Source organism: Salmonella sp. 32070601201500089SM (assembly GCF_017573605.1).
GTDB lineage: Bacteria > Pseudomonadota > Gammaproteobacteria > Enterobacterales > Enterobacteriaceae > Salmonella > Salmonella enterica.
Map to the genome: position 1 here is coordinate 99,640 of NZ_JAGETK010000004.1, position 22,365 is coordinate 122,004.

The window sequence follows — 22,365 nt, forward strand, 5'->3', positions numbered from 1 at the left end:
CGTATATACTCTAAATAATTCGAGTTGCAGGAAGGCGGCAAGCGAGCGAATCCCCAGGAGCTTACTAAAGTAAGTGACTGGGGTGAGGGAACGCAGCCGCAGCACATGCAACTTGAAGTATGACGAGTGTATTTAAAATAACGCCAGGTGTCGCATGATAATCACACCTTTTTGTTTCACGCATTTATTTATTTTAATATATGAAGTTATTAAATGTTATTCACGACATAAATATTTATTAAATGGATGAATGTATTTATATCAATTATAAATCAACCAGAAATTGACCTGGCATTGAAATAAGCCTTGAAATTAGTTAATAATTTGGCTTGGATAATATATTGTTTCAGGTGATTGCAACCATTCATAGAGCTGTATTTTTGTTATTTATTATTTAACTCATTGATAATGTAGCATTTAAAGGCTATTTGTAGCCCAATCAAAATCCAGTTTGCTTCGTGAACGTTATTAAAGGGAAATTTAAAAATTGAACAGGACTTACAGTATTGTCTGGAGCGCCGTGCGAAATATGTATGTCGTGGCTTCAGAACTGGCGCGAGGCCACAGCAAAGTTAAAGCGCAAGTATGCGCGAGTGAAATCCATTCCCTAAACAAAAAGTCCGAATATGGACAAATAATAAAAGCAACGCGCGCGGCGCTGGCTTGCGCCGTGGCTGCAGCGCTCGGATTTTTCAGCCCGCTGGCCATGGCCGACAATCAGGTATCATATGCTGATGCGCAGCCCCACGTTCTGGATGCGTCAACGCCGCCGATGAGCTATTCGGGCACCGATGAAGGCGCGGCGCTATATGTCTCGGGTGTCGCCACCGTCGGCTGGCAGCCCACCACGGTCACAGGGACGGGGCTCGTCATTGAAACAAGCGGAGGCGGAGCTGATGATCCGGATGGCGGTAAGTATGTTTCCAACGCCATTTCGCTGGATCATTACGCTATCCTTGAGCTTACCGACGCGAAGATAACCACTACGGGCATTTATACCCAGGGTATTTCCGCAGCGGATGGCAGCACACTGACGTTAACAGACAGTACGCTAACGATTGACGGCAATTTCGGCGTAATGACGTTGTATACGGGTTCAGAAGCAACGCTGGACGGTACCATCGTTGAGGCAGCTAACAGCAGCAGCGCGCAGGTGCAACAAGGCAGTACGCTGAACGTGCTGGACGGTAGCACAATCACCCTGGCGCAAGGCCAGATAAACGTTGTTGCCGGAAACACCGCGACAGACGAGGGTTCCACCCTGAACCTGTCTGATAGCTCGGTCAGCTCTGCAGGTACGATGAGCACCATCCAGGGTACCAATAAGGCCGCTCTTAATCTCACCAACGCGACCATAACACATACCAATGCCAGCGGCGCGGCGGTACAGGCCAATAACGCCACTACCCTGGATATTACAGGCGGCAACATTACCTCTGCCGGTACGGGCGTGTATATTCTGGCGTCGGACGCCAGGATCGACGGCGCCACCATCAACGCCGACGGCGACGGTATCTTTATAACCAGCAAAAGAAAACTCGACGGGTATGAGGATCTCAACGCGCTGACGGTCAACAAAGTACAGGTTAATTCAGACACGATTGCGCTGCATGTGGACACTGGCACGACGATTAACGCTCCTATCGTGCTGACCGACAGCACATTTGAAGCGCCGGAAGTGATCAAGCTTGGCAGCAAGGCGGTAATTCAGGCCAACAATACGACATTGATCGGTGACGTTGCTCAGAGTGACGCGTCATCGTCATCGCTCTCTTTAAGCCAGGGGTCCACGTTAACCGGTAGTGTAGATGCGATGTTTACTACGCTGTCGCTCGACGACACCAGCCAGTGGAACATGACCGACCCGTCAACCGTCGGCAATCTGACCAACGACGGCGATATTACGCTGGGCAACGCGAGCGGTTCGACAGGTACGCTGCTGACGGTGGACAATACCCTGACCTTACAGGATAACAGCCAGATAAACGCGACGCTGGATACCGCCAACAGCGCGCCAATTATCAAAGCCGCCAACGTCACGCTGGACGGGACGCTGAACCTTAGCTCAACGGCCACCTTTGTCGCGCCCGAAACCGACGAACACTTTGGATCGATCACGCTGATTGATTCACAAAGCGCAATCACTACCGATTTTGACAGCGTAACACTGGATGCTGACACCTCCGCTATGCCGGATTATCTGACGATCAACGCGGGCGTTGATGCGGATGATAATACCAACTACGAGTTGTCTACGGGCTTGAGTTGGTACGCGGGCGCAAATTCTGCGCGCGCTGCGCATGGCACTTTTACCGTTGATGCAGGCAGTACCTTTACCGTCACCAGCGAACTGGACGAAACCACGGCGACCTCCAACTGGAACGGCAGCAAGCTAACCAAACAAGGCGACGGCACGCTGATCCTCAGCAACACCGGCAACGACTACGGCGATACTGAAATTGACGGCGGCATTCTGGCCGCCAAAGACGCCGCCGCGCTCGGCACTGGCGATGTGACGATTGCAGAAAGCGCAACGCTTGCGCTGAGCCAGGGCACGCTGGATAACAACGTGACCGGCGAGGGCCAAATTGTCAAAAGCGGTAGCGATGAGCTGATCGTGACCGGCGATAACAACTACAGCGGCGGTACCACTATTTCCGACGGCACGCTGATTGCTGACCATGCGGATTCGCTGGGTACCGGGGCTGTTGCCAACAGTGGCGTGCTTCAGGTCGGCGAAGGCGAGCTGGAAAACACCCTTTCCGGCAGTGGTTCGCTGGTGAAAACCGGCACAGGCGAGCTGAGGCTAAGCGGCGACAACACTTACTCCGGCGGCACCACCATTACCGGCGGTACGCTGACGGCTGACCATGCGGATTCGCTGGGCAGCGGCGATATCGACAACAGCGGCGTGCTTAAGGTGGGCGAAGGCGATCTGGAAAATACGCTTTCCGGCAGCGGTTCGCTGGTCAAAACCGGTACCGGCGAGCTGACGTTAGGCGGCGATAACACTTACTCCGGCGGCACCACCATTGACGACGGTGTGCTGATTGCTGACAATGCGGATTCGCTGGGCACTGGCGCTATTGCCAACAGCGGCGTGCTTCAGGTCGGCGAGGGCGAGCTGGAAAATACGCTTTCCGGCACCGGTTCGCTGGTCAAAACCGGCACAGGCGAGCTGACGCTAAGCGGCGATAACACTTACTCCGGCGGCACCACCATTACCGGCGGCACGCTGACGGCTGACCATGCGGATTCGCTGGGCACTGGCGCTATCGCTAACAGCGGCGTGCTTCAGGTCGGCGAGGGCGAGCTGGAAAATACGCTTTCCGGCAGCGGTTCGCTGGTGAAAACCGGCACAGGCGAGCTGACGTTAAACGGCGATAACGATTACTCCGGCGGCACCACCATTGACGACGGTGTGCTGATTGCTGACCATGCGGATTCACTGGGGACCGGAGCTGTTGCCAACAACGGCGTGCTTCAGGTCGGCGAGGGCGAGCTGAAAAATACGCTTTCCGGCACCGGTTCGCTGGTGAAAATCGGCACGGGCGAGCTGACGTTAAGCGGCGACAACACTTACTCCGGCGGCACCACCATTGACGACGGTGTGCTGATTGCCGCCAACGTTAACGCGCTGAGCGGCGGTGATGTCGACAACAGCGGTACGCTGATGCTGGATGCCAACGGCGCATTCGAGCTTGCGAACATCACCACCCATACCGGCGCCACTACCGCGCTGGCGGCGGGCAGCACCCTTGGCGCGAGCCAGCTCACCCAGGAAGACGGCAGTACGCTAAGTATTGACCTCGGCGTGGCCACCGACGACGCAGTAATTACCGCTGACAGCGTCACGCTGGGTGGCACGCTCAACATCAGCGGTATCGGTAATGTTACAGACAGCTGGACGCCTGAGGCATACACCTACACGCTGATTGACAGCGACAGCGCCATTACGAGCGATTTCGACGATCTGACCATTGCAGGGATGAACCGCGAAGATGTTGACTTCCTGACTATCGACGGAAAAGTCGATGAAGCAGACAACACCCACTATGATCTGACGGCCTCCCTCTCCTGGTATGCGGACAGAGACAACGCCACTACCGACGCCCACGGCACCTTTACCCTGAGCGACCCTGACGGCAGCTTTAACGTTGCGGCTACACTGACAGACGTTGATGACACGCTGGATCCGGGTAGCAGATGGGACGGTAAATCGCTGACCAAAGAAGGTGCAGGCACGCTGATCCTCTCCGGCGACAACGACTACAGCGGCGGCACCACCATCAATGAAGGTACGCTGGTCGCCGCCAGTACGACGGCGCTGGGCACCGGTCTGGTAGACAATAACGCCACGCTGGTGCTGGACGCAGACGGTGAAGTCAGCGCGGCGGGCGGCATCACCACTCATAGCGGCGCGACGACCCAACTGGCGCTCGGCACCTCGTTGGATCTCGGCGACAGCGCGTTAATTCAGCAAGATGGCAGTACGCTGAACGTTGAGCTGAATAGTGACTCAGTGCAACCGCTGATCACCGGCGGCAGCGCCACGCTTGGCGGCGATTTGGTCGTCAGCGACGCCAGCCTGCAAGCGCGCGCCTCCGATGCGGAGTTCCAGTCCTTTAAACTGATGGATATGGACAGCGATATCAGCGGCGACTTTACCAGCCTGACGATGAACCTCACTGACCAGCCGGACTATCTGACCGTAACCGGGACAATCAATCCTGAAGATGCGTCAGAATATCTGCTTACCGAAGGGTTGAGCTGGAATGCGACCGCCACGTCAGCGACGCCAGCACACGGCACCTTCACTCTGGGCGCAGGCGATAGCTTTGAAGTCACCAGCGTACTGGGCGATAAAACCGGCAACGGCGACTGGGATGGTAAAACGTTGACCAAACTGGGCGCGGGTAAACTGACGCTGAGCGGCGTGAACACCTACACCGGCGATACTAACGTACAGGAAGGCACGCTGTGGCTGGCCGGAGACGGTACGATTGGCGAAGTGGGCAGCCAGCAGGCGGTGAACGTCGCTTCCGACGCGACCTTTGGCGGCAGCAACGGTACAACCGTTAACGGTAAGGTGACCAATGAAGGGACGCTGGTCTTCGGCGACAGCGAGGAGACAGGCGCTATCTTCACCCTCAATGGCGATCTGGTCAACATGGGGACAATGACCAGCGGTAGCAGCGCCAGCACGCCTGGCAATACGCTTTATGTTGACGGCGATTATACCGGTAACGGCGGCTCGCTTTACCTGAATACCGTCCTGGGCGACGATGATTCGGCGACCGATAAGTTAGTCATTACCGGCGATGCCTCCGGCACCACCGATCTGTACATCAACGGCATCGGCGATGGAGCACAGACCACTAACGGTATCGAAGTGGTGGATGTTGGCGGCGTATCGACCAGCGATGCGTTTGTGTTAAAAAATGAAGTTAACGCCAGTCTGTATACCTACCGTCTGTACTGGAATGAAAGTGACAACGACTGGTATCTGGCGTCAAAAGCACAGTCTGATGATGACGACAGCGGCGGTGATGACACGCCTTCGGATGGCGGTGACGATGGCGGTAATGTCACGCCTCCGGACGATGGCGGCGATGTCGCACCGCAGTACCGTGCGGATATCGGCGCGTACATGGGCAACCAGTGAATGGCGCGCAACCTGCAAATGCAGACCCTCTATGACCGCGAGGGCAGCCAGTATCGTAATGCCGATGGCAGCGTATGGGCGCGCTTCAAAGCGGGTAAAGCGGAATCCGAGGCTGTCAGCGGCAATATCGATATGGACAGCAACTACTCCCAGTTCCAGTTAGGCGGCGACATTCTGGCCTGGGGTAACGGCCAGCAGAGCGTTACCGTTGGCGTCATGGCGAGCTACATCAACGCCGATACCGACAGCACCGGTAACCGTGGCGCGGACGGTAGCCAGTTCACCAGTAGCGGCAACGTAGACGGCTATAACCTTGGCGTCTATGCCACCTGGTTTGCCGATGCCCAAACGCATAGCGGCGCGTATGTCGACAGCTGGTACCAATATGGTTTCTACAACAACAGCGTAGAGAGCGGTGATGCGGGAGCTGAATCTTATGATTCAACCGCTAACGCCGTCTCGCTGGAAACTGGTTATCGCTACGATATTGCGCTTAGCAACGGCAATACTGTCAGTCTGACGCCGCAGGCGCAGGTTGTCTGGCAGAATTACTCAGCGGATAGCGTGAAGGATAACTACGGCACCCGGATCGACGGTCAGGATGGCGACAGTTGGACAGCGCGCCTGGGTCTGCGTGTTGAAGGCAAGCTGTACAAAGGCAGCCGTACGGTTATCCAGCCGTTTGCTGAAGCTAACTGGCTGCACACCAGCGATGATGTGTCGGTATCGTTTGATGATGCCACGGTGAAACAGGATCTTCCGGCTAACCGTGCGGAGCTGAAAGTGGGTCTGCAGGCAGATATCGATAAGCAGTGGAGCGTTCGCGCTCAGGTTGCCGGGCAGACTGGCAGCAATGACTTTGGCGATCTGAACGGTAGCCTGAATCTGCGCTATAACTGGTAAGTTAGACAAAACCGGGCGGGTATTCCCAGCCCGGTTTTGAGGCTAATGACAAACCGGTTGATCGTCGGATTATGGCTACACCTTATCCGATGTGGCGCGTAGGTTGGCTGAGGCGAAACCGAAACCTGACATTGCGCTGCCGAGGGGGGGGGAATATTGGATTACGTGCCCGGCGTGACGGATTTGACTTCACTTTCAAGCCAACCGTCCTCCAGTCGCGTGGTCATGATATCGCCTGCTTTGACCTGTTTGATCTTTTTCAGCACCTTGCCGTTCGTTGTCGTCGAAACCGTATAGCCGCGCGCCAGCGTGGCTAACGGGCTGACCGCCTCCAGATGCGTAACCGCGTTGCCAAAGCGTTCGCGCTGTTCGCTTAACCGTGAGCGGATATTCTCCGTCAGACGATATTCCAGCTGTTGGATGCGCGACTGCGCGCGGTGAATGCGCGGCTGCGGATTTTGCTGGCTCAGGCGTTGGCTTACGCGCTGCTGACGCTGAGTGGCCTGCTTAATCCTGGCCTCAAGCGCAAATCCCATCCGTTGGCGTAGACGTTCCAGCGCGGTTTGCTGACGGGCCAGACGCAGTTGCGGATGTTGTTGTTGCAGACGGTGAAAAATCTGCGTGAAACGACGGCTGCGGTTGGCGAGGTAGTAGTCCATCGCCATGCCCAGACGCTGCTGGGCGGACTGGATCTGACGCAACAACTCCTGCTGGTTGCGGCTGACAATTTCTGCCGCTGCTGATGGCGTCGGCGCGCGCAGGTCGGCGACAAAATCAGCTATCGTGACGTCCGTTTCGTGACCGACGGCGCTGACCACCGGAATGCGGCTGGCAAAAATCGCCCGCGCCACGCGTTCGTCGTTAAAACTCCACAAATCTTCCAGCGAACCGCCGCCGCGCCCGATGATCAGTACATCACACTCGCCCCGCGCGTTCGCCAGTTCGATAGCACGAACGATCTGCCCCGGCGCGTCGTCGCCCTGTACCGCGGTTGGATAGATAATAACGGGCAGGGATGGGTCACGACGCTTCAGCACATGGAGAATATCGTGCAGCGCCGCGCCGGTTTTCGAGGTGATCACCCCCACGCAGTGGGCCGGGGAGGGCAACGGCTGTTTATGCTGCTGATCGAACAAGCATTCGGCATGGAGTTTGGCTTTTAGCTGCTCATACTTCTGCTGCAACAAGCCTTCGCCAGCCGGCTGCATACTTTCGGCGATGATTTGATAATCGCCGCGCGGCTCGTACAGCGTAATGTTGGCGCGTACCAGCACCTGCTGTCCGTGCTGCGGACGGAACGTCACCCGGCGGTTGCTGTTACGGAACATCGCACAGCGCACCTGAGCGGTATCGTCTTTGAGCGTAAAGTACCAGTGGCCCGACGCAGGCTGCGTGAAATTAGAAATCTCGCCGCTGATCCATACCTGTCCCATCTCCTGTTCTAACAGCAGACGAACCGTCTGGTTAAGGCGGCTTACGGTAAAAATTGAGGAAGTTTGAGAGGATAACATGTGAGCGGGATCAAATTCTAAATCAGCAGGTTATTCAATCGATAGTAACCTGCTCACGGGGGATCGCAAGCACTATTTGCAAAAAAATGTAGATGCAACCGATTACGTTCTGTATAATGCCGCGGCAATATTTATTAACCTCCCAGGTGAGATATTGCCCATGCTACGTATCGCTAAAGAAGCCCTGACGTTTGACGACGTCCTCCTTGTTCCCGCTCACTCCACCGTTTTGCCGAATACTGCCGATCTCAGCACGCAGTTGACGAAAACTATTCGTCTGAATATTCCTATGCTTTCTGCGGCGATGGACACCGTGACGGAAGCGCGCCTGGCAATTGCCCTGGCTCAGGAAGGCGGCATTGGTTTTATCCACAAAAACATGTCCATCGAGCGCCAGGCGGAAGAAGTTCGCCGCGTGAAGAAACACGAGTCCGGCGTAGTGACCGACCCGCAGACCGTCCTGCCAACCACCACGTTGCATGAAGTGAAAGCTCTGACCGAGCGTAATGGCTTCGCGGGCTATCCGGTGGTGACTGAAGATAACGAGCTGGTGGGTATCATCACCGGTCGTGACGTGCGTTTTGTGACTGACCTGAACCAGCCGGTGAGTGTCTACATGACACCGAAAGAGCGTCTGGTGACCGTTCGTGAAGGCGAAGCCCGTGAAGTCGTGCTGGCAAAAATGCACGAAAAACGCGTAGAAAAAGCGCTGGTCGTTGATGATAACTTCCATCTGCTTGGCATGATTACCGTAAAAGATTTCCAGAAAGCGGAACGTAAACCAAACTCCTGTAAAGATGAGCAGGGCCGTTTACGTGTCGGCGCGGCGGTCGGCGCAGGCGCGGGCAACGAAGAGCGCGTTGACGCGCTGGTGGCGGCAGGCGTTGACGTACTGCTGATCGACTCCTCTCACGGTCACTCTGAAGGCGTGTTGCAACGTATCCGTGAAACCCGTGCTAAATATCCTGACCTGCAAATCATCGGCGGCAACGTCGCCACTGGCGCAGGCGCTCGCGCACTGGCGGAAGCCGGTTGCAGCGCGGTGAAAGTGGGTATCGGCCCTGGCTCTATCTGTACGACTCGTATCGTGACTGGTGTGGGCGTTCCGCAGATCACCGCTGTTTCTGACGCGGTGGAAGCGCTGGAAGGCACCGGGATTCCGGTTATCGCTGACGGCGGTATCCGTTTCTCCGGCGACATCGCCAAAGCCATCGCCGCAGGCGCGAGCGCGGTAATGGTGGGCTCTATGCTGGCCGGTACCGAAGAATCCCCGGGCGAAATCGAACTCTACCAGGGCCGTTCGTACAAATCTTACCGCGGGATGGGCTCGCTGGGCGCGATGTCCAAAGGTTCCTCCGACCGTTACTTCCAGAGCGACAACGCCGCCGACAAACTGGTGCCGGAAGGTATCGAAGGCCGCGTAGCCTATAAAGGTCGCCTGAAAGAGATCATTCACCAGCAGATGGGCGGCCTGCGCTCCTGTATGGGGCTGACCGGTTGTGCTACCATCGACGAACTGCGTACTAAAGCGGAGTTTGTGCGTATCAGCGGTGCGGGTATCCAGGAAAGCCACGTTCACGACGTGACCATCACCAAAGAGTCCCCGAACTACCGTCTGGGCTCCTGATTTTCTTCGCCCGACCTTCGCGTCGGGCGATTTATTTAATCTGTTTCACTTGCCTCGGAATAAGCGTCAATGACGGAAAACATTCATAAGCATCGCATCCTCATTCTGGACTTCGGTTCTCAGTACACTCAACTGGTTGCACGCCGCGTGCGTGAGCTGGGTGTTTACTGCGAACTGTGGGCGTGGGATGTGACAGAAGCACAAATTCGTGACTTCAACCCAAGCGGCATTATTCTTTCCGGCGGCCCGGAAAGCACCACCGAAGAAAACAGCCCGCGCGCGCCGCAGTATGTCTTTGAAGCAGGCGTGCCGGTATTTGGCGTTTGCTATGGTATGCAGACCATGGCGATGCAGCTTGGCGGTCATGTAGAAGGTTCTAATGAGCGTGAATTTGGTTACGCGCAGGTCGAAGTGCTGACCGACAGCGCGCTGGTTCGCGGTATTGAAGATTCCCTGACCGCAGACGGCAAACCGCTGCTGGACGTGTGGATGAGCCACGGCGATAAAGTGACGGCGATTCCGTCCGACTTCGTGACCGTCGCCAGCACCGAGAGCTGCCCGTTCGCCATCATGGCTAACGAAGAAAAACGCTTCTACGGCGTACAGTTCCACCCGGAAGTGACCCACACCCGCCAGGGTATGCGCATGCTGGAGCGTTTTGTGCGTGATATCTGCCAGTGTGAAGCGCTGTGGACGCCGGCGAAGATCATCGACGACGCCGTGGCGCGCATTCGCGAGCAGGTGGGCGACGATAAAGTGATCCTCGGTCTCTCCGGCGGTGTGGATTCTTCCGTAACCGCAATGCTGCTGCACCGCGCGATCGGTAAAAATCTGACCTGTGTATTCGTCGACAACGGCCTGCTGCGTCTCAACGAAGCCGAGCAGGTGATGGACATGTTTGGCGACCATTTTGGTCTGAACATTGTTCACGTACCGGCAGAAGATCGTTTCCTGTCAGCGCTGGCTGGCGAAAACGATCCGGAAGCCAAGCGTAAGATCATCGGTCGCGTTTTCGTTGAAGTGTTCGACGAAGAAGCGCTCAAACTGGAAGACGTGAAATGGCTGGCGCAGGGCACCATCTACCCTGACGTTATCGAATCTGCGGCGTCTGCAACCGGTAAAGCGCACGTCATCAAATCTCACCACAATGTCGGCGGCCTGCCGAAAGAGATGAAGATGGGGCTGGTTGAACCGCTGAAAGAGCTGTTCAAAGACGAAGTACGTAAGATTGGTCTGGAGCTGGGCCTGCCGTACGACATGCTGTACCGTCACCCGTTCCCGGGGCCGGGCCTCGGCGTACGCGTACTGGGCGAAGTGAAGAAAGAGTACTGCGACCTGCTGCGTCGCGCGGACGCTATCTTCATTGAAGAGCTGCGCAAAGCGGATCTGTACGACAAAGTCAGCCAGGCGTTCACCGTCTTCCTGCCAGTACGCTCCGTTGGCGTCATGGGCGATGGTCGTAAGTACGATTGGGTGGTCTCCCTGCGTGCCGTCGAAACCATCGACTTTATGACCGCGCACTGGGCGCACCTGCCGTATGACTTCCTGGGTCGTGTTTCCAACCGCATCATCAATGAAGTCAACGGGATTTCCCGTGTGGTGTATGACATCAGCGGTAAACCACCAGCTACCATTGAGTGGGAATAAGCCGATAATCCTTCCTGTGTTTTCATGAACAGGTAAAAGTGAATTTAACCCTCTGTTTTTGCAGAGGGTTTTTATTTATGTGCATAGATGAGTTTTCTGTGTAGTGCACAGCTTCTGACGGTAAATTTGACGTAATCCTCGGAAAAGTAAACAGTACGAGATCGATGGAGTAAGCAGCAGGAGTTCGAGCGAATGCGGCAACGTTTTGTGCTGTCTCAGCTCACTCATAGTTTTCCTCGAATTGCATGCAGGAAAGCCAGACTACAATGTCCGCTGTGAGCGAGGAGAGGTCGTCCCATCCAGCGTAAGAACGTAAAAAAACCGCCGTGAGGCGGTTTAGTTGTTCAGTTAGGAAGTGACGCTTGCGAGTCGTGCTGCAAATCCAATGAAGAACATACCTACCAGCGTGTTTCCAATGGTTGATAATCTACGGTTGCCTTTCAGACGGCTTAGCAGATAAGAGCCGCAGAAAACGAGGAAGCCGAAATAAACGAGAGTAATCGCGAACATTACCGCAGCAAGAATGATAAACGCCATCCAGGAGTGTTCAGCCTGAACATTGATGAACTGGGCGAAAAAAGAGATATAGAACAGTAGCGTCTTTGGATTCAGTAGAGTAACCAGCATTCCGCGCCCGATGATCCCCTTAGCATTAGCTGAAGATTTCTTTTCCTCACTCGTTTCGATAGCTGGCTTAAAGATAGTGCGTATCGTCTGGACACCGAGATAGAAAAGATAGGCAGCACCTGCGTATTTGATGGCGTTAAACAAGGCAGGGGTTGAGCTTATGACTGCAGCCAGCCCACACCATGCCAGCAGAACCAGAAGTACGTCACTCATGAGAATGGAAAATATTGCAGCAAAGCCTCGTTTGATGCCGCTCATAATGCTTGTTTTAATCACGAACATGGTCTCAGGGCCAGGAGCAAGGACTATCAGTGTCGCACCAAGCAGATACGTCCAGAAATTCACGATACCAAAATCAGCAAACATTTTTACTCCAGCTCTATCGTTTTCAACGAGGTTATTCTAACGTAACAGGCCATAATGAAAACACATCATGGCTACTTTCAATTCAGCCAATGTTCGCTTCTGGCACCAGGCCGACTACGCCTAAAAAGTTTCAGAGCTTACTGGACTCTTTACAAAACAAATTCTGACGTATAGGACTGGTCACCTTATTCTCCTCCCACGATGGTTATCTTCCTGATTTCGCATTGACTCTGGCGGATAGGTCGGAGCCGCAGGTGACCTTTGAGTATACGTTTACGGTAAAGCACTGCATCGACACAATAGCGGGTTTCCTGAAGTGCGTTGAGGTTGAGCCGCATCCGGTTATCGCAGAGATACTCACACAGTTTGAGAGTACCGTACGTCAGTGCCCGCTGGGATTCCAGATTTGCCCTGAACTTGTGCCAGCTACCGGGAGTTTAACCACGCTGAAGGCTATCGGATTTTGTATTCAGTCGAGGGAATCTTAGTAACCGCGCATGTGATCTTATCACCCAGGCTGGATATCCCGCGGTTGCTCTTTAAGCGTCTGATCATGGCCTGAACCCATTGAGTGGGATTGTCTTTTTGCGTTAACGCTAAAGCTTCTTTTTCTTGCGCGGGCTTTTTAACGGATAACAGCTTAACGTTGTCCCGGTGTGGTGACAGAAAGCGATGACTGTTGCGCTTCTTTTTTATCCTGATGGTGCTGCCAGGCGCCGATAGAAGAGTAGACGAAACGTCCAAAGAAGAAGAGAAAACTGATAAGCAGTACGATACGGGTCATGCGAGTGTTAAATCGATGTCGTTTTCGCATACTGTTGGCCTGACTCACAAAGGGTTCCTTAACGTTGGCCCAGCGGTATGGGCGGGATCAGGCTGGGTTCTTCAAGGGTATTATCAAGGCGAAGAACGTAACAAGCCTGCGTTCACTCTACATTAAGGCATACTGCGAACCGATGGTCAATTCCTCTTAATGTAAAATTGCGTCAGTTGATTTATCTTATATTGTTATGGAAGATAATTTTAGTATTTACATTAATAATAAATTAATGATAACAAAGAATAAAAAGGCGAATAAAGGCTGCAGGAGAAAGGTAATAATTGACTTAAATCAAATGTTACTTTTGTTTAATAATTACAATCGATGACTATCGTGTGATGTATATCGCATCATCAATTTAAAGTCAGGTGGGATGCCTGTCTGTTAACGCCCCTTTGGGATTGGGGGGTTCTGCTGAGCATCTATGAAACTAAATAAAACTTATATAAATATCAGAGATAAATGGTGGGGACTACCGCTCATTCTCCCTTCGATTTTACTACCTGTTTTAAGTAGCGCAAATACTTATGCGCTTACCAGCACTGGAAATGTGGTTCTTTTTTACCTGCCGTTAGCTTTTATGCTTAGCCTGATGCTCTTTTTCGGCTGGGCAGCACTGCCGGGCATTGTGCTTGCTATCTTCTGGCGCAGATACCCGCAGACAGGGCTGTATGAAACCCTTTCTGTGACGATGCACTTTATCATTACTATCGTGCTAAGCTGGGGCGGCTATCGTGTCTTTTCCCCCCGGCGAAACAATGTTTCCCACGGCGACGCCCACCTGTTGTTTCAACGAATATTCTGGCAGGTATTTTGTTCAGCAACATTATTTCTGGTCATCTACCAGTTTGCCGCTTTTGTTGGCATGTACGAAAGCAAAGCCAGCCTGATGGGGGTAATGCCCTTTAATATCAACACGCTGATTAATTACCAGGCGTTACTGGTCGGTAACCTTGTCGGCGTGCCATTGTGCTATTTTATTATTCGTACTCTCCGCAATCCGCTGCACCTGCGGGGGTATTATCAGCAATTAAAGCTACAGATTGATAGCAAGGCCACTAAAAAAGAGATCGTTATTTGGCTGGCCGTATTGACTACACTAATGTTTATACTGTGTATGCCATTGACTGATAATAGTTCAATATTTAGTACCAACTATACGCTTTCGTTATTATTGCCGGTCATGCTGTGGGGTGCGATGCGCTATGGCTATAAGTTTATTTCAATTATCTGGGCCGTCGTGCTAATTACGTCGATTCATTATTATCAGCGTTATATGCCCTGGTATTCAGGTTATGATACGCAATTAGCGATTACCTCTTCGAGCTATCTGGTTTTTTCTTTTATTGTTAATTATATGTCTGTACTGGCCACGCGTCAGCGCGTAGTGAGTGGTCGCGCACGGCGGCTGGCCTATCTTGACCCGGTTGTACATCTTCCCAATTTACGTGCGTTAAACCGCGCGCTCCAAAATGCGCCCTGGTCTACGATCTGTTTTTTACACGTGCCGGGCCTGGAGCTATTGGGTAAAAATTATGGCGTCATGCTACGCATCCAGTATAAGCAAAAGCTCTCTCACTGGATTACGCCGATGCTGGCCTCAAATGAGTGCGTCTACCAGATGTCAGGGCACGACCTGGTGCTGCGTCTTAATACAGAGGCGCATCAGCAGCGTATTGAAGCGCTGGATAAACATATTAAGCAGTTTCGGTTTATCTGGGATGGACTGCCGCTACAGCCGCCTGTCGGCGTGAGCTACTGCTGCGTGCGTTCTCCGGTTAGCCACCTTTATCTTCTGCTGGGCGAATTAAGCACCAGTTCCGATCTTTCGTTGACGACTAACGCGCCGGAGGATTTACAGCGGCGCGGCGCAATGCACCTGCAGCGCGATTTGAAGGGCAGAATTGCGATGATGAATCGCCTGCAACAGGCGTTGGAGCACGATCATTTTTTCCTGATGGCGCAGCCTATTTTCGGTGTTCGTGGGGACGTTTACCATGAAATTTTACTGCGACTCAGGGATGACAACGGCGACGTTATCAACCCGGACAATTTTTTACCCGTGGCGCATGAGTTTGGTTTGTCTTCCGCTATCGATCTCTGGGTGATTGAAAACACGCTGCGGTTTATGGCGGCCAGCCGGGAATATATGCCCGCGCATCGTTTTGCCATTAATCTGTCGCCAACATCGGTATGCCGCGCTCGTTTCCCTGCAGAAGTTAAGCAGTTGCTTACGCAATATCAGGTTGAACCCTGGCAACTGGTTTTTGAGGTAACGGAAAGCAACTCTCTCACCAATGCTGAGCAGGCGCAGTTGACGCTGGGACAGCTACAGCAGTTTGGCTGTCAGATAGCGATTGATGATTTCGGTACTGGCTACGCCAGCTATGCGCGGCTGAAAAACGTTGACGCCGATATTCTTAAAATTGATGGCAGTTTTATTCGCAATATAGTGTCAAACAGTCTCGATTATCAGATTGTGGCTTCTATTTGTCATTTAGCGCGAATGAAAAATATGCAGGTCGTCGCGGAGTATGTCGAGAGCGAAGAAATACGAAGCGTCGTGCTCTCGTTGGGGATCGACTATCTTCAGGGATATTTAATTGGCGAGCCGCAGCTATTATCTGAGATTCAGTAAAGACAGACGCCGCGGCGCGGCGTCTGATCCACAATTTACGCGGCGATCTCCGGCGAGCTTTCTTCCTCAATATTGAGACGCCAGCCAGTTACAGCTTTCCAGTACTGCTGTTCTTTTTCCAGATCAAGCAGTACCAGCGCATTCTGGCTGAACCAGTCATGCGGAAAACATAACGTCCAGTGGCTGTCATCGGTCGTTAGCCGCAGCGTCGGCGGCGTGGTGGTCGCCTGCCGCTGGTTGTTCAGTAATACGCCCAGCCGAAGTAGCTGAATTAACGGCAGATACTGTTTTTTCTTAAACAGCGTAAAGCGGGGCATATCATCCAGTTTTATGGCTTTACGATGGTAACGCACCAGCGTCGCCATCATCATTTGCTGCTCCTGATTAAAGCCGGGCAAATCGCTGTGTTGCAGAATATAAGCCGAATGGCGATGTAAACCGCTGTGATTAATATTCAGTCCAACCTCATGCAGCATTGCCGCCCAGCGAAGCAACGCTTCAAGCTGCGGATGCGCCAGTTTTGGCTGCTGGGCCTGCCACTGCTCGTACATCTGCATGGTGGTTTCCAGCACGCGTCTGGCCTGTTCTCTGTCAATGTTGTATTGATTGGCCAGACTTTTTGCGGTACGGCTGCGAACATCCTGATGGCGGAAGCGGCCTTCCATTTCATACAGTACGCCTTCGCGCAACGCGCCGTCGGAAAGGCGAAGCTCGCGGATAGCCAGAGCATCAAAAACGCCGCACAGAATCGCCAGGCCCGGCACAAAGACCGCTTTTCGTTCTTCAGACAGACCCGGCAGGCTGAGCGCATTAAAGGAGCGGTGCTTCAACACTTCTGACTTCAGTTTATCGAGGCGCTCCGGCGTAATGAAGCCATCTTTCTCACCCAGCGCCAGGAGAACTTCATGAGCGGCCTTAATCGTACCGGAAGCGCCCATCGCTACGTTCCAACCCTGAATACGATACTGCCAGGTTAAGGTTTCCAGTTTTTGCGCCGCCGCCATTCGGGCGCGCTGGAAGTTTTCTTTATTGATAACGCCGCCGGGAAAGTAGAGCTGCGCGAAGCTCACGCAGCCCATACGACGGCTTTCAACCAGCCTGGGTTCGAAGTTTTCGCCAATGACCAGCTCTGTTGACCCGCCGCCGATGTCGATCACCAGCTTGCGGCCTTTTTCCGGCTGCGTATGTTCTACGCCCATAAAAATCAGGCGCGCTTCTTCGTTACCGGAAATAATCTCTATCGGGTAGGGAATAACCTTTTCCGCGCGTTTGAGAAAATCAGCGGCATTTTGCGCCTGACGTAACGTATGGGTGCCTACGATACAGACGCTGGAAGGGGAGAAACCTTGTAAGCGTTCAGCAAACAGCGACAGACAGCTAAGCCCCCGTTCCATGGCTTCTTCGCTGAGGTTGTTATCTACGCCCAGCCCGTCCGCCAGATGGACGCGCTGTTTTAAGCGCCCGATAATCTGCATTGCGCCGTCAACCACGCGGGCAATGACCATATGAAAGCTGTTTGAGCCGAGATCGACCGCAGCGAACTCCTGCGGGCGAGGGGATTTATCGTAAATTGGCATAGCGTTAGTCTGGTTGCTCGAGTGATTTGATGTAGTCATAAATTGCCAGCTGCGCCTGGACTTTACGGCGATTGCCGCGCGGTACGTAGCGGTTGCTGAGTTCTTTATCGATAAAACGCGCTTTTACCGTGTCGCTAAACAGAATGTCAATGATATCCAGGACGCGCTGTTTAAGCCGCGGGTCGAGGATAGGCGTAGCGACTTCGATACGGTAGTCAATATTACGCGTCATCCAGTCAGCTGAAGAGAGCCAAACTTGCTTATCACCGCCGTTTTCGAAAATATAAACCCGATCGTGTTCCAGATAGCGATCCACAATGCTAATCGCACGAATATTATCGCTAATGCCTTCCAGTTGCGGAATAAGAGAACACATACCGCGCACCAGCAGATTGACCTGGACGCCCGAACCCGACGCGGCGTATAGCCTGTCGACCAACCCTTTATCGACCAGGTTGTTAAGCTTTAAGGTAATCCCTGACGGTAAGCCTTGTTGGGCATTGGCGATTTCACGATCGATCATCTCATACAGCAGACGCCGTGAGTTTTGTGGAGAAACCATCAAATAATCGAAAGTGACCGGGCGATAGGGGTTTTCAATAAAATTAAAGACCCGGCGCACTTCATTGGTAATGCGCGCATCGGCGGTCAGCAGCGAATAATCGGTATACAGCCGCGCCGTTTTTTCGTTGAAGTTACCGGTGCCGATATGCGCATAACGCACCACGTCATCGCCCTCTTTTCGTGAGATGAGAAAGAGTTTGGCGTGAATTTTCAGCCCGGGCGCAGAGAAAATAACATGGACGCCCGCTTCGGTTAACCGCTTGGCCCAGTGAATATTTGCCTCTTCATCGAAGCGCGCCTGCAACTCCACCACCACGGTGACTTTTTTGCCGTTATGGGCGGCATGGATCATCGAGTCAATAATGCGCGAGTCTTTCGCTACGCGATAAATATTGATTTTGATCGCCAGCACGCTTGGGTCAAACGACGCCTGACGCAGCAGTTCCAGCACATGTTCAAAGGTGTGATAAGGATAATAGAGCAGCACATCACGTTCACGAATCGCGTCGAAACCGTTACGAAACTTCTCTTTATCAAACCAAAGATGGCGTAACCGCGGTAACGGTTTATTGACCAGGTTGGCTTTACCGACATTCGGAAAATTAATAAAGTCTTTAAAATTGTGGTAGCGCCCGCCGGGTACGATTGAGTCATACCGGGAGATCGTCAGTTTTTCCCGCAGCACGTCGACCAGCGCGGCGGGCATATCGCGTTGATAGACAAAGCGCACAGGTTCAGCGGTCAGGCGCTGCTTCAGGCTGGAGGACATCAGCTCCATCAGACTGGATTCCATCTCATGCACCAGGTCATATTCGGCATCGCGGGTCATTTTCATCGAATAGGCATTGAGCGCGTCATAGTCGAAGAACCCTTTAAAAATGTCATCCAGGCAGTAGCGCAGAATATTATCCAGCAGGATCATCGGCTTGCGTCTGCGCGGTGTCTCCGGCGGCAGATTAACGAAGCGTGGGACTTTGTCGGACGGTATCTCCAGCAGCGCATAGTTGATGGTGTCGCCGCGGATAATCTCCACCGCCAGATAGGTGTAATCATCTTTTAAAAACTGAACAAGATCCGTCTCCCGGTTAATGAGAATCGGGGTAATATGCTGGCGCAAATAGTGCTTAAAATAGTGGCGCAACCAGCTTTGTTGGTTCACCGAGAGCTGACGCTCGTTGATCAGAAAGATTTGATTACGCGCCATTTCCAGCAGTAATTCGTTGTACAGGCCGTCGAACTCCTGGTCTGCTTTCAACACGCGAGACTGAATTTTGCCTAACAAATGGCGTGAATGAGAATTTGAACCCTGTTCTTCGCTGATAATAATGCGTCGTTTCAGTTCAGCGAAACGCACTTTGTAGAACTCGTCGAGGTTATTAGAATAGATTCCCAGGAACCGCATCCGCTCAATCAACGGGTTGGATTTGTCCGCCGCTTCCTGTAACACGCGTTCGTTAAATGCTAACCAGCTCAGTTCTTTCTCGATATATAGCTTTTCCTGACCCATTACTACCTATACTCCGTTTTATTCACGGGACACTGCCTGATGATTATGGCGAGCATTACGCGTTAATGTCCAACTGCGCCAGAAAAATATGACAATAAACTGATAGCATAAAGGAAGGGAAAAGAGTAGGCCGGATAGGCATTTATGCCGCCATCCGGCAAGCAGACGCAGTCCTGTCCGATGACGTATTATTCGTCAGACGCATAACCTTGCGGCGGCAGACGACGCCCGTCCAGCCAGGCGGCGTTATCGCGCATCTTTAGACGCCCCTGCGCAAACCAGCTAATCACCAGCGGATAAATCGCATGTTCCTGAGTCTGTACGCGTGCGGTGATATCATCTTCGCTGTCGTCGGCAAAAACCGGCACCTTCGCCTGGAGAATGACCGGGCCGCCGTCGAGTTCGTCTGTCACGAAATGTACCGAAGTACCGTGCTCCTCATCGCCGTTTTCCAGCGCCTGGCGATGGGTATGCAACCCCGGATATTTTGGCAGCAGGGAAGGGTGAATGTTCAGCAGACGCCCGTAGTAATGCGCGACAAACATCGGACTCAGAATACGCATAAAACCGGCCAGCACGACCACATCGGGCGCATACGCGTCTATCTTGCGAATCAACTCGCGATCGAAGGCGTCGCGGCTGTCAAACCGATCGGCAGTCAGCGCTTGCGCCGGAATACCGGCTTCTCTGGCGCGTTCAAGGCCGAACGCGTCGGCCTTATTGCTGAATACTGCCCTGAGGGTGCCTTTAATTTTCTTCGCTTCGCAGGCATCGATAATCGCCTGTAAATTGCTTCCATTGCCGGAAATCAGCACCACAATATTCATTATTCAATAACCACACGCTGTTCGGAATCAGAGGCTTTGATGATACCGATTTTCCATGCGTTTTCACCTTTCTCGTTTAGCAGAGCAAGCGCTTTGTCCGCCTCCGGAGCGGAGAGCGCAATCACCATGCCGACGCCGCAGTTAAAGGTACGGTACATTTCATGTCGGCTGACATTACCGGCGGTTTGCAGCCAGGTAAAGATGGCGGGCCACTGCCAGGACGACTCATTAATTACCGCCTGGGTATTCTCCGGCAGAACGCGCGGAATATTTTCCCAAAAGCCCCCGCCGGTGAGGTGGGCGATAGCGTGTACATCGACGTTTTCAATCAGTTCCAGAACCGATTTTACGTAGATACGGGTCGGTTCAAGCAGATGATCGGCCAGCGGCTTCCCTTCCAGCAGAGTGGTTTGTGGGTCGCAGCCGCTAACGTCAATAATTTTCCGCACCAGCGAATATCCATTCGAGTGCGGGCCGCTGGAGCCGAGTGCAATCAGCACGTCGCCTTCGGCAACCCGGGAGCCGTCGATGATTTCTGATTTTTCGACTACGCCGACGCAGAAACCCGCCACATCGTAATCTTCGCCGTGATACATGCCCGGCATTTCCGCCGTCTCGCCGCCGACCAGCGCGCAGCCGGATTGCAGGCAGCCTTCGGCAATACCGTTGATCACGCTGGCGGCGGTATCGACATCCAGTTTACCCGTGGCATAGTAATCGAGGAAAAACAGCGGTTCCGCGCCCTGAACGACCAGATCGTTTACGCACATTGCCACCAGATCAATACCGATAGCGTCGTGACGCTTTAAGTCCATCGCCAGGCGAAGTTTGGTACCTACGCCGTCAGTGCCGGAAACCAGTACCGGTTCACGATATTTTTGCGGCAACGCGCACAGCGCACCGAAACCGCCCAGACCGCCCATAACCTCCGGGCGGCGAGTTTTCTTCACTACGCCTTTGATTCGATCAACCAGAGCGTTACCCGCATCAATATCGACGCCGGCATCTTTATAGCTAAGAGAGGTCTTATCGGTCACTGCCTGGTTCCCCACGTTTTTTCTTGCGGTAAAAGTTAAATTCGGCGCAATTCTAACAGGGAAAGCAAACGTTTGCGAGCGTGGTCTGCGCCCTGGTTATCCGGGCGATTTTTTTTGCATGGTTTCGGTCGCTGCTTGAAAATTTCCCTGTTGGTAAAAAAGAAAAGGATATCCAGCACTTGGTTTACGACAGGCGGTCGGGACAGGTCATTCACCCTTAAAATTGCTAATATTCAAACGGTTGTTAGCCTTTATCGCCTGTTTCAACGTGAGTGATTTATACTCACTTTTCCGCTATCAGCGCTTTTGGTTGATCCAGGTCAAGCATACATTGTGTTGCGTCAGAGAGGAAAAGCGGTATAATCCGGCGATTTTTTTTGTGGTTGCCAGTCATCTGAGGATAGGAGAAGAGTATGAAGATCGTGGAAGTCAAACACCCACTCGTCAAACACAAGCTGGGTCTGATGCGTGAAAACGACATTAGCACTAAACGCTTTCGTGAACTCGCCTCAGAAGTAGGCAGCCTGCTGACGTATGAAGCGACAGCCGACCTGGAAACGGAAAAAGTCACCATCGAAGGCTGGAATGGCCCGGTGGAAATCGACCAGATCAAAGGTAAAAAAATTACCGTTGTGCCGATTCTGCGCGCGGGTCTGGGCATGATGGAAGGCGTTCTGGAAAATGTACCGAGCGCGCGTATCAGCGTAGTCGGGATGTACCGTAACGAAGAGACGCTTGAGCCAGTACCTTATTTCCAGAAACTGGTATCGAACATTGATGAGCGCATGGCGCTGATCGTCGACCCGATGCTGGCGACTGGCGGTTCTGTCATCGCGACCATCGACCTGCTGAAAAAAGCAGGCTGTAGCAGCATTAAGGTGCTGGTGCTGGTCGCCGCGCCGGAAGGCATTGCGGCGCTGGAAAAAGCGCACCCGGACGTTGAACTGTACACCGCCTCTATCGATCAGGGGCTTAACGAGCACGGATACATTATTCCGGGGCTTGGCGATGCCGGCGATAAGATTTTTGGTACCAAATAAGTGAATAAA

12 protein-coding genes and 2 pseudogenes are annotated in these 22,365 nt (G+C 53.1%); 7 read left to right on the forward strand and 7 right to left on the reverse strand.

Translation table 11 applies throughout. The features are described 5' to 3' along the window. Positions 1 to 487: 487 nt before the first annotated feature. A pseudogene (gene shdA, locus J4728_RS08470) lies at positions 488 to 6,568 on the forward strand (fibronectin-binding autotransporter adhesin ShdA). Positions 6,569 to 6,729: 161 nt separating this feature from the next. Here the strand turns inward: shdA and xseA are convergent. Next, on the reverse strand, positions 6,730 to 8,079 hold the full coding sequence (gene xseA, locus J4728_RS08475; RefSeq protein WP_208211588.1) for an exodeoxyribonuclease VII large subunit: 1,350 nt from the start codon (positions 8,077 to 8,079) through the stop codon (positions 6,730 to 6,732). A gap of 160 nt (positions 8,080 to 8,239) precedes the next feature. Between xseA and guaB the strand changes: the two genes are divergently transcribed. After that, on the forward strand, positions 8,240 to 9,706 hold the full coding sequence (gene guaB / locus J4728_RS08480) for an IMP dehydrogenase (RefSeq protein ID WP_000944174.1): 1,467 nt from the start codon (positions 8,240 to 8,242) through the stop codon (positions 9,704 to 9,706). 69 nt (positions 9,707 to 9,775) lie between these two features. Next, entirely contained in the window at positions 9,776 to 11,353 is a 1,578-nt protein-coding gene (gene guaA, locus J4728_RS08485; RefSeq protein ID WP_000138293.1) for a glutamine-hydrolyzing GMP synthase, read from the forward strand. Between the two features lie 348 nt (positions 11,354 to 11,701). Here guaA and leuE read toward each other — a convergent pair whose 3' ends face one another. After that, positions 11,702 to 12,346 (reverse strand): leucine efflux protein LeuE, encoded by a 645-nt coding sequence (gene leuE, locus J4728_RS08490; protein WP_208211590.1) that lies wholly within the window; start codon positions 12,344 to 12,346, stop codon positions 11,702 to 11,704. Positions 12,347 to 12,764: 418 nt separating this feature from the next. Here leuE and J4728_RS23935 point away from each other — a divergent pair. Next, a pseudogene (locus J4728_RS23935) lies at positions 12,765 to 12,908 on the forward strand (hypothetical protein); the annotation flags it as partial. Between the two features lie 78 nt (positions 12,909 to 12,986). Here J4728_RS23935 and J4728_RS08500 read toward each other — a convergent pair. Continuing rightward, entirely contained in the window at positions 12,987 to 13,178 is a 192-nt protein-coding gene (locus tag J4728_RS08500) for a YfgG family protein (protein ID WP_000075924.1), read from the reverse strand. Between the two features lie 178 nt (positions 13,179 to 13,356). Between J4728_RS08500 and J4728_RS08505 the strand changes: the two genes are divergently transcribed. Continuing rightward, positions 13,357 to 13,494 carry a hypothetical protein gene (locus tag J4728_RS08505; protein ID WP_001540598.1) on the forward strand — a complete coding sequence of 46 codons (138 nt, stop codon included), beginning with the start codon at positions 13,357 to 13,359 and terminating at the stop codon, positions 13,492 to 13,494. A gap of 96 nt (positions 13,495 to 13,590) precedes the next feature. Continuing rightward, a complete protein-coding gene (locus J4728_RS08510; RefSeq protein ID WP_000773647.1) occupies positions 13,591 to 15,804 on the forward strand; it encodes a sensor domain-containing phosphodiesterase in 2,214 nt (737 codons plus the stop codon). A 35-nt stretch (positions 15,805 to 15,839) separates the two neighbouring features. On the opposite strand, the gene ppx is transcribed toward J4728_RS08510, so the two are convergent. The 4 genes from ppx to purM all read right to left on the reverse strand — a co-directional run bounded on the left by ppx (position 15,840) and on the right by purM (position 21,316). Then, a complete protein-coding gene (ppx, locus tag J4728_RS08515) occupies positions 15,840 to 17,381 on the reverse strand; it encodes an exopolyphosphatase (RefSeq protein ID WP_208211680.1) in 1,542 nt (513 codons plus the stop codon). 4 nt (positions 17,382 to 17,385) lie between these two features. Then, positions 17,386 to 19,452, reverse strand: a complete 2,067-nt coding sequence (gene ppk1, locus J4728_RS08520; protein WP_000529555.1) for a polyphosphate kinase 1 — start codon at positions 19,450 to 19,452, stop codon at positions 17,386 to 17,388. A 188-nt stretch (positions 19,453 to 19,640) separates the two neighbouring features. Then, positions 19,641 to 20,279: a phosphoribosylglycinamide formyltransferase gene (gene purN / locus J4728_RS08525; RefSeq protein WP_001028589.1), complete on the reverse strand. Its 639-nt coding sequence runs from the start codon at positions 20,277 to 20,279 to the stop codon at positions 19,641 to 19,643. After that, positions 20,279 to 21,316, reverse strand: coding sequence for a phosphoribosylformylglycinamidine cyclo-ligase (purM, locus tag J4728_RS08530; RefSeq protein WP_000130477.1), 1,038 nt, complete (start codon positions 21,314 to 21,316; stop codon positions 20,279 to 20,281). The genes purN and purM overlap by 1 nt, the downstream gene beginning before the upstream one ends. A gap of 413 nt (positions 21,317 to 21,729) precedes the next feature. Between purM and upp the strand changes: the two genes are divergently transcribed. Continuing rightward, positions 21,730 to 22,356, forward strand: coding sequence for a uracil phosphoribosyltransferase (gene upp, locus J4728_RS08535; RefSeq protein ID WP_000706208.1), 627 nt, complete (start codon positions 21,730 to 21,732; stop codon positions 22,354 to 22,356). The last annotated feature ends 9 nt before the right edge of the window (positions 22,357 to 22,365 follow it).

Coding starts and splice junctions, on each gene's coding strand:
- xseA (WP_208211588.1), bottom strand. CDS start 8,079: ATGTTATCCTCTCAAACTTCCTCAATTTTTACCGTAAGCCGCCTTAAC.
- guaB (WP_000944174.1), top strand. CDS start 8,240: ATGCTACGTATCGCTAAAGAAGCCCTGACGTTTGACGACGTCCTCCTT.
- guaA (WP_000138293.1), top strand. CDS start 9,776: ATGACGGAAAACATTCATAAGCATCGCATCCTCATTCTGGACTTCGGT.
- leuE (WP_208211590.1), bottom strand. CDS start 12,346: ATGTTTGCTGATTTTGGTATCGTGAATTTCTGGACGTATCTGCTTGGT.
- J4728_RS08505 (WP_001540598.1), top strand. CDS start 13,357: ATGGAAGATAATTTTAGTATTTACATTAATAATAAATTAATGATAACA.
- J4728_RS08510 (WP_000773647.1), top strand. CDS start 13,591: ATGAAACTAAATAAAACTTATATAAATATCAGAGATAAATGGTGGGGA.
- ppx (WP_208211680.1), bottom strand. CDS start 17,381: ATGCCAATTTACGATAAATCCCCTCGCCCGCAGGAGTTCGCTGCGGTC.
- ppk1 (WP_000529555.1), bottom strand. CDS start 19,452: ATGGGTCAGGAAAAGCTATATATCGAGAAAGAACTGAGCTGGTTAGCA.
- purN (WP_001028589.1), bottom strand. CDS start 20,279: ATGAATATTGTGGTGCTGATTTCCGGCAATGGAAGCAATTTACAGGCG.
- upp (WP_000706208.1), top strand. CDS start 21,730: ATGAAGATCGTGGAAGTCAAACACCCACTCGTCAAACACAAGCTGGGT.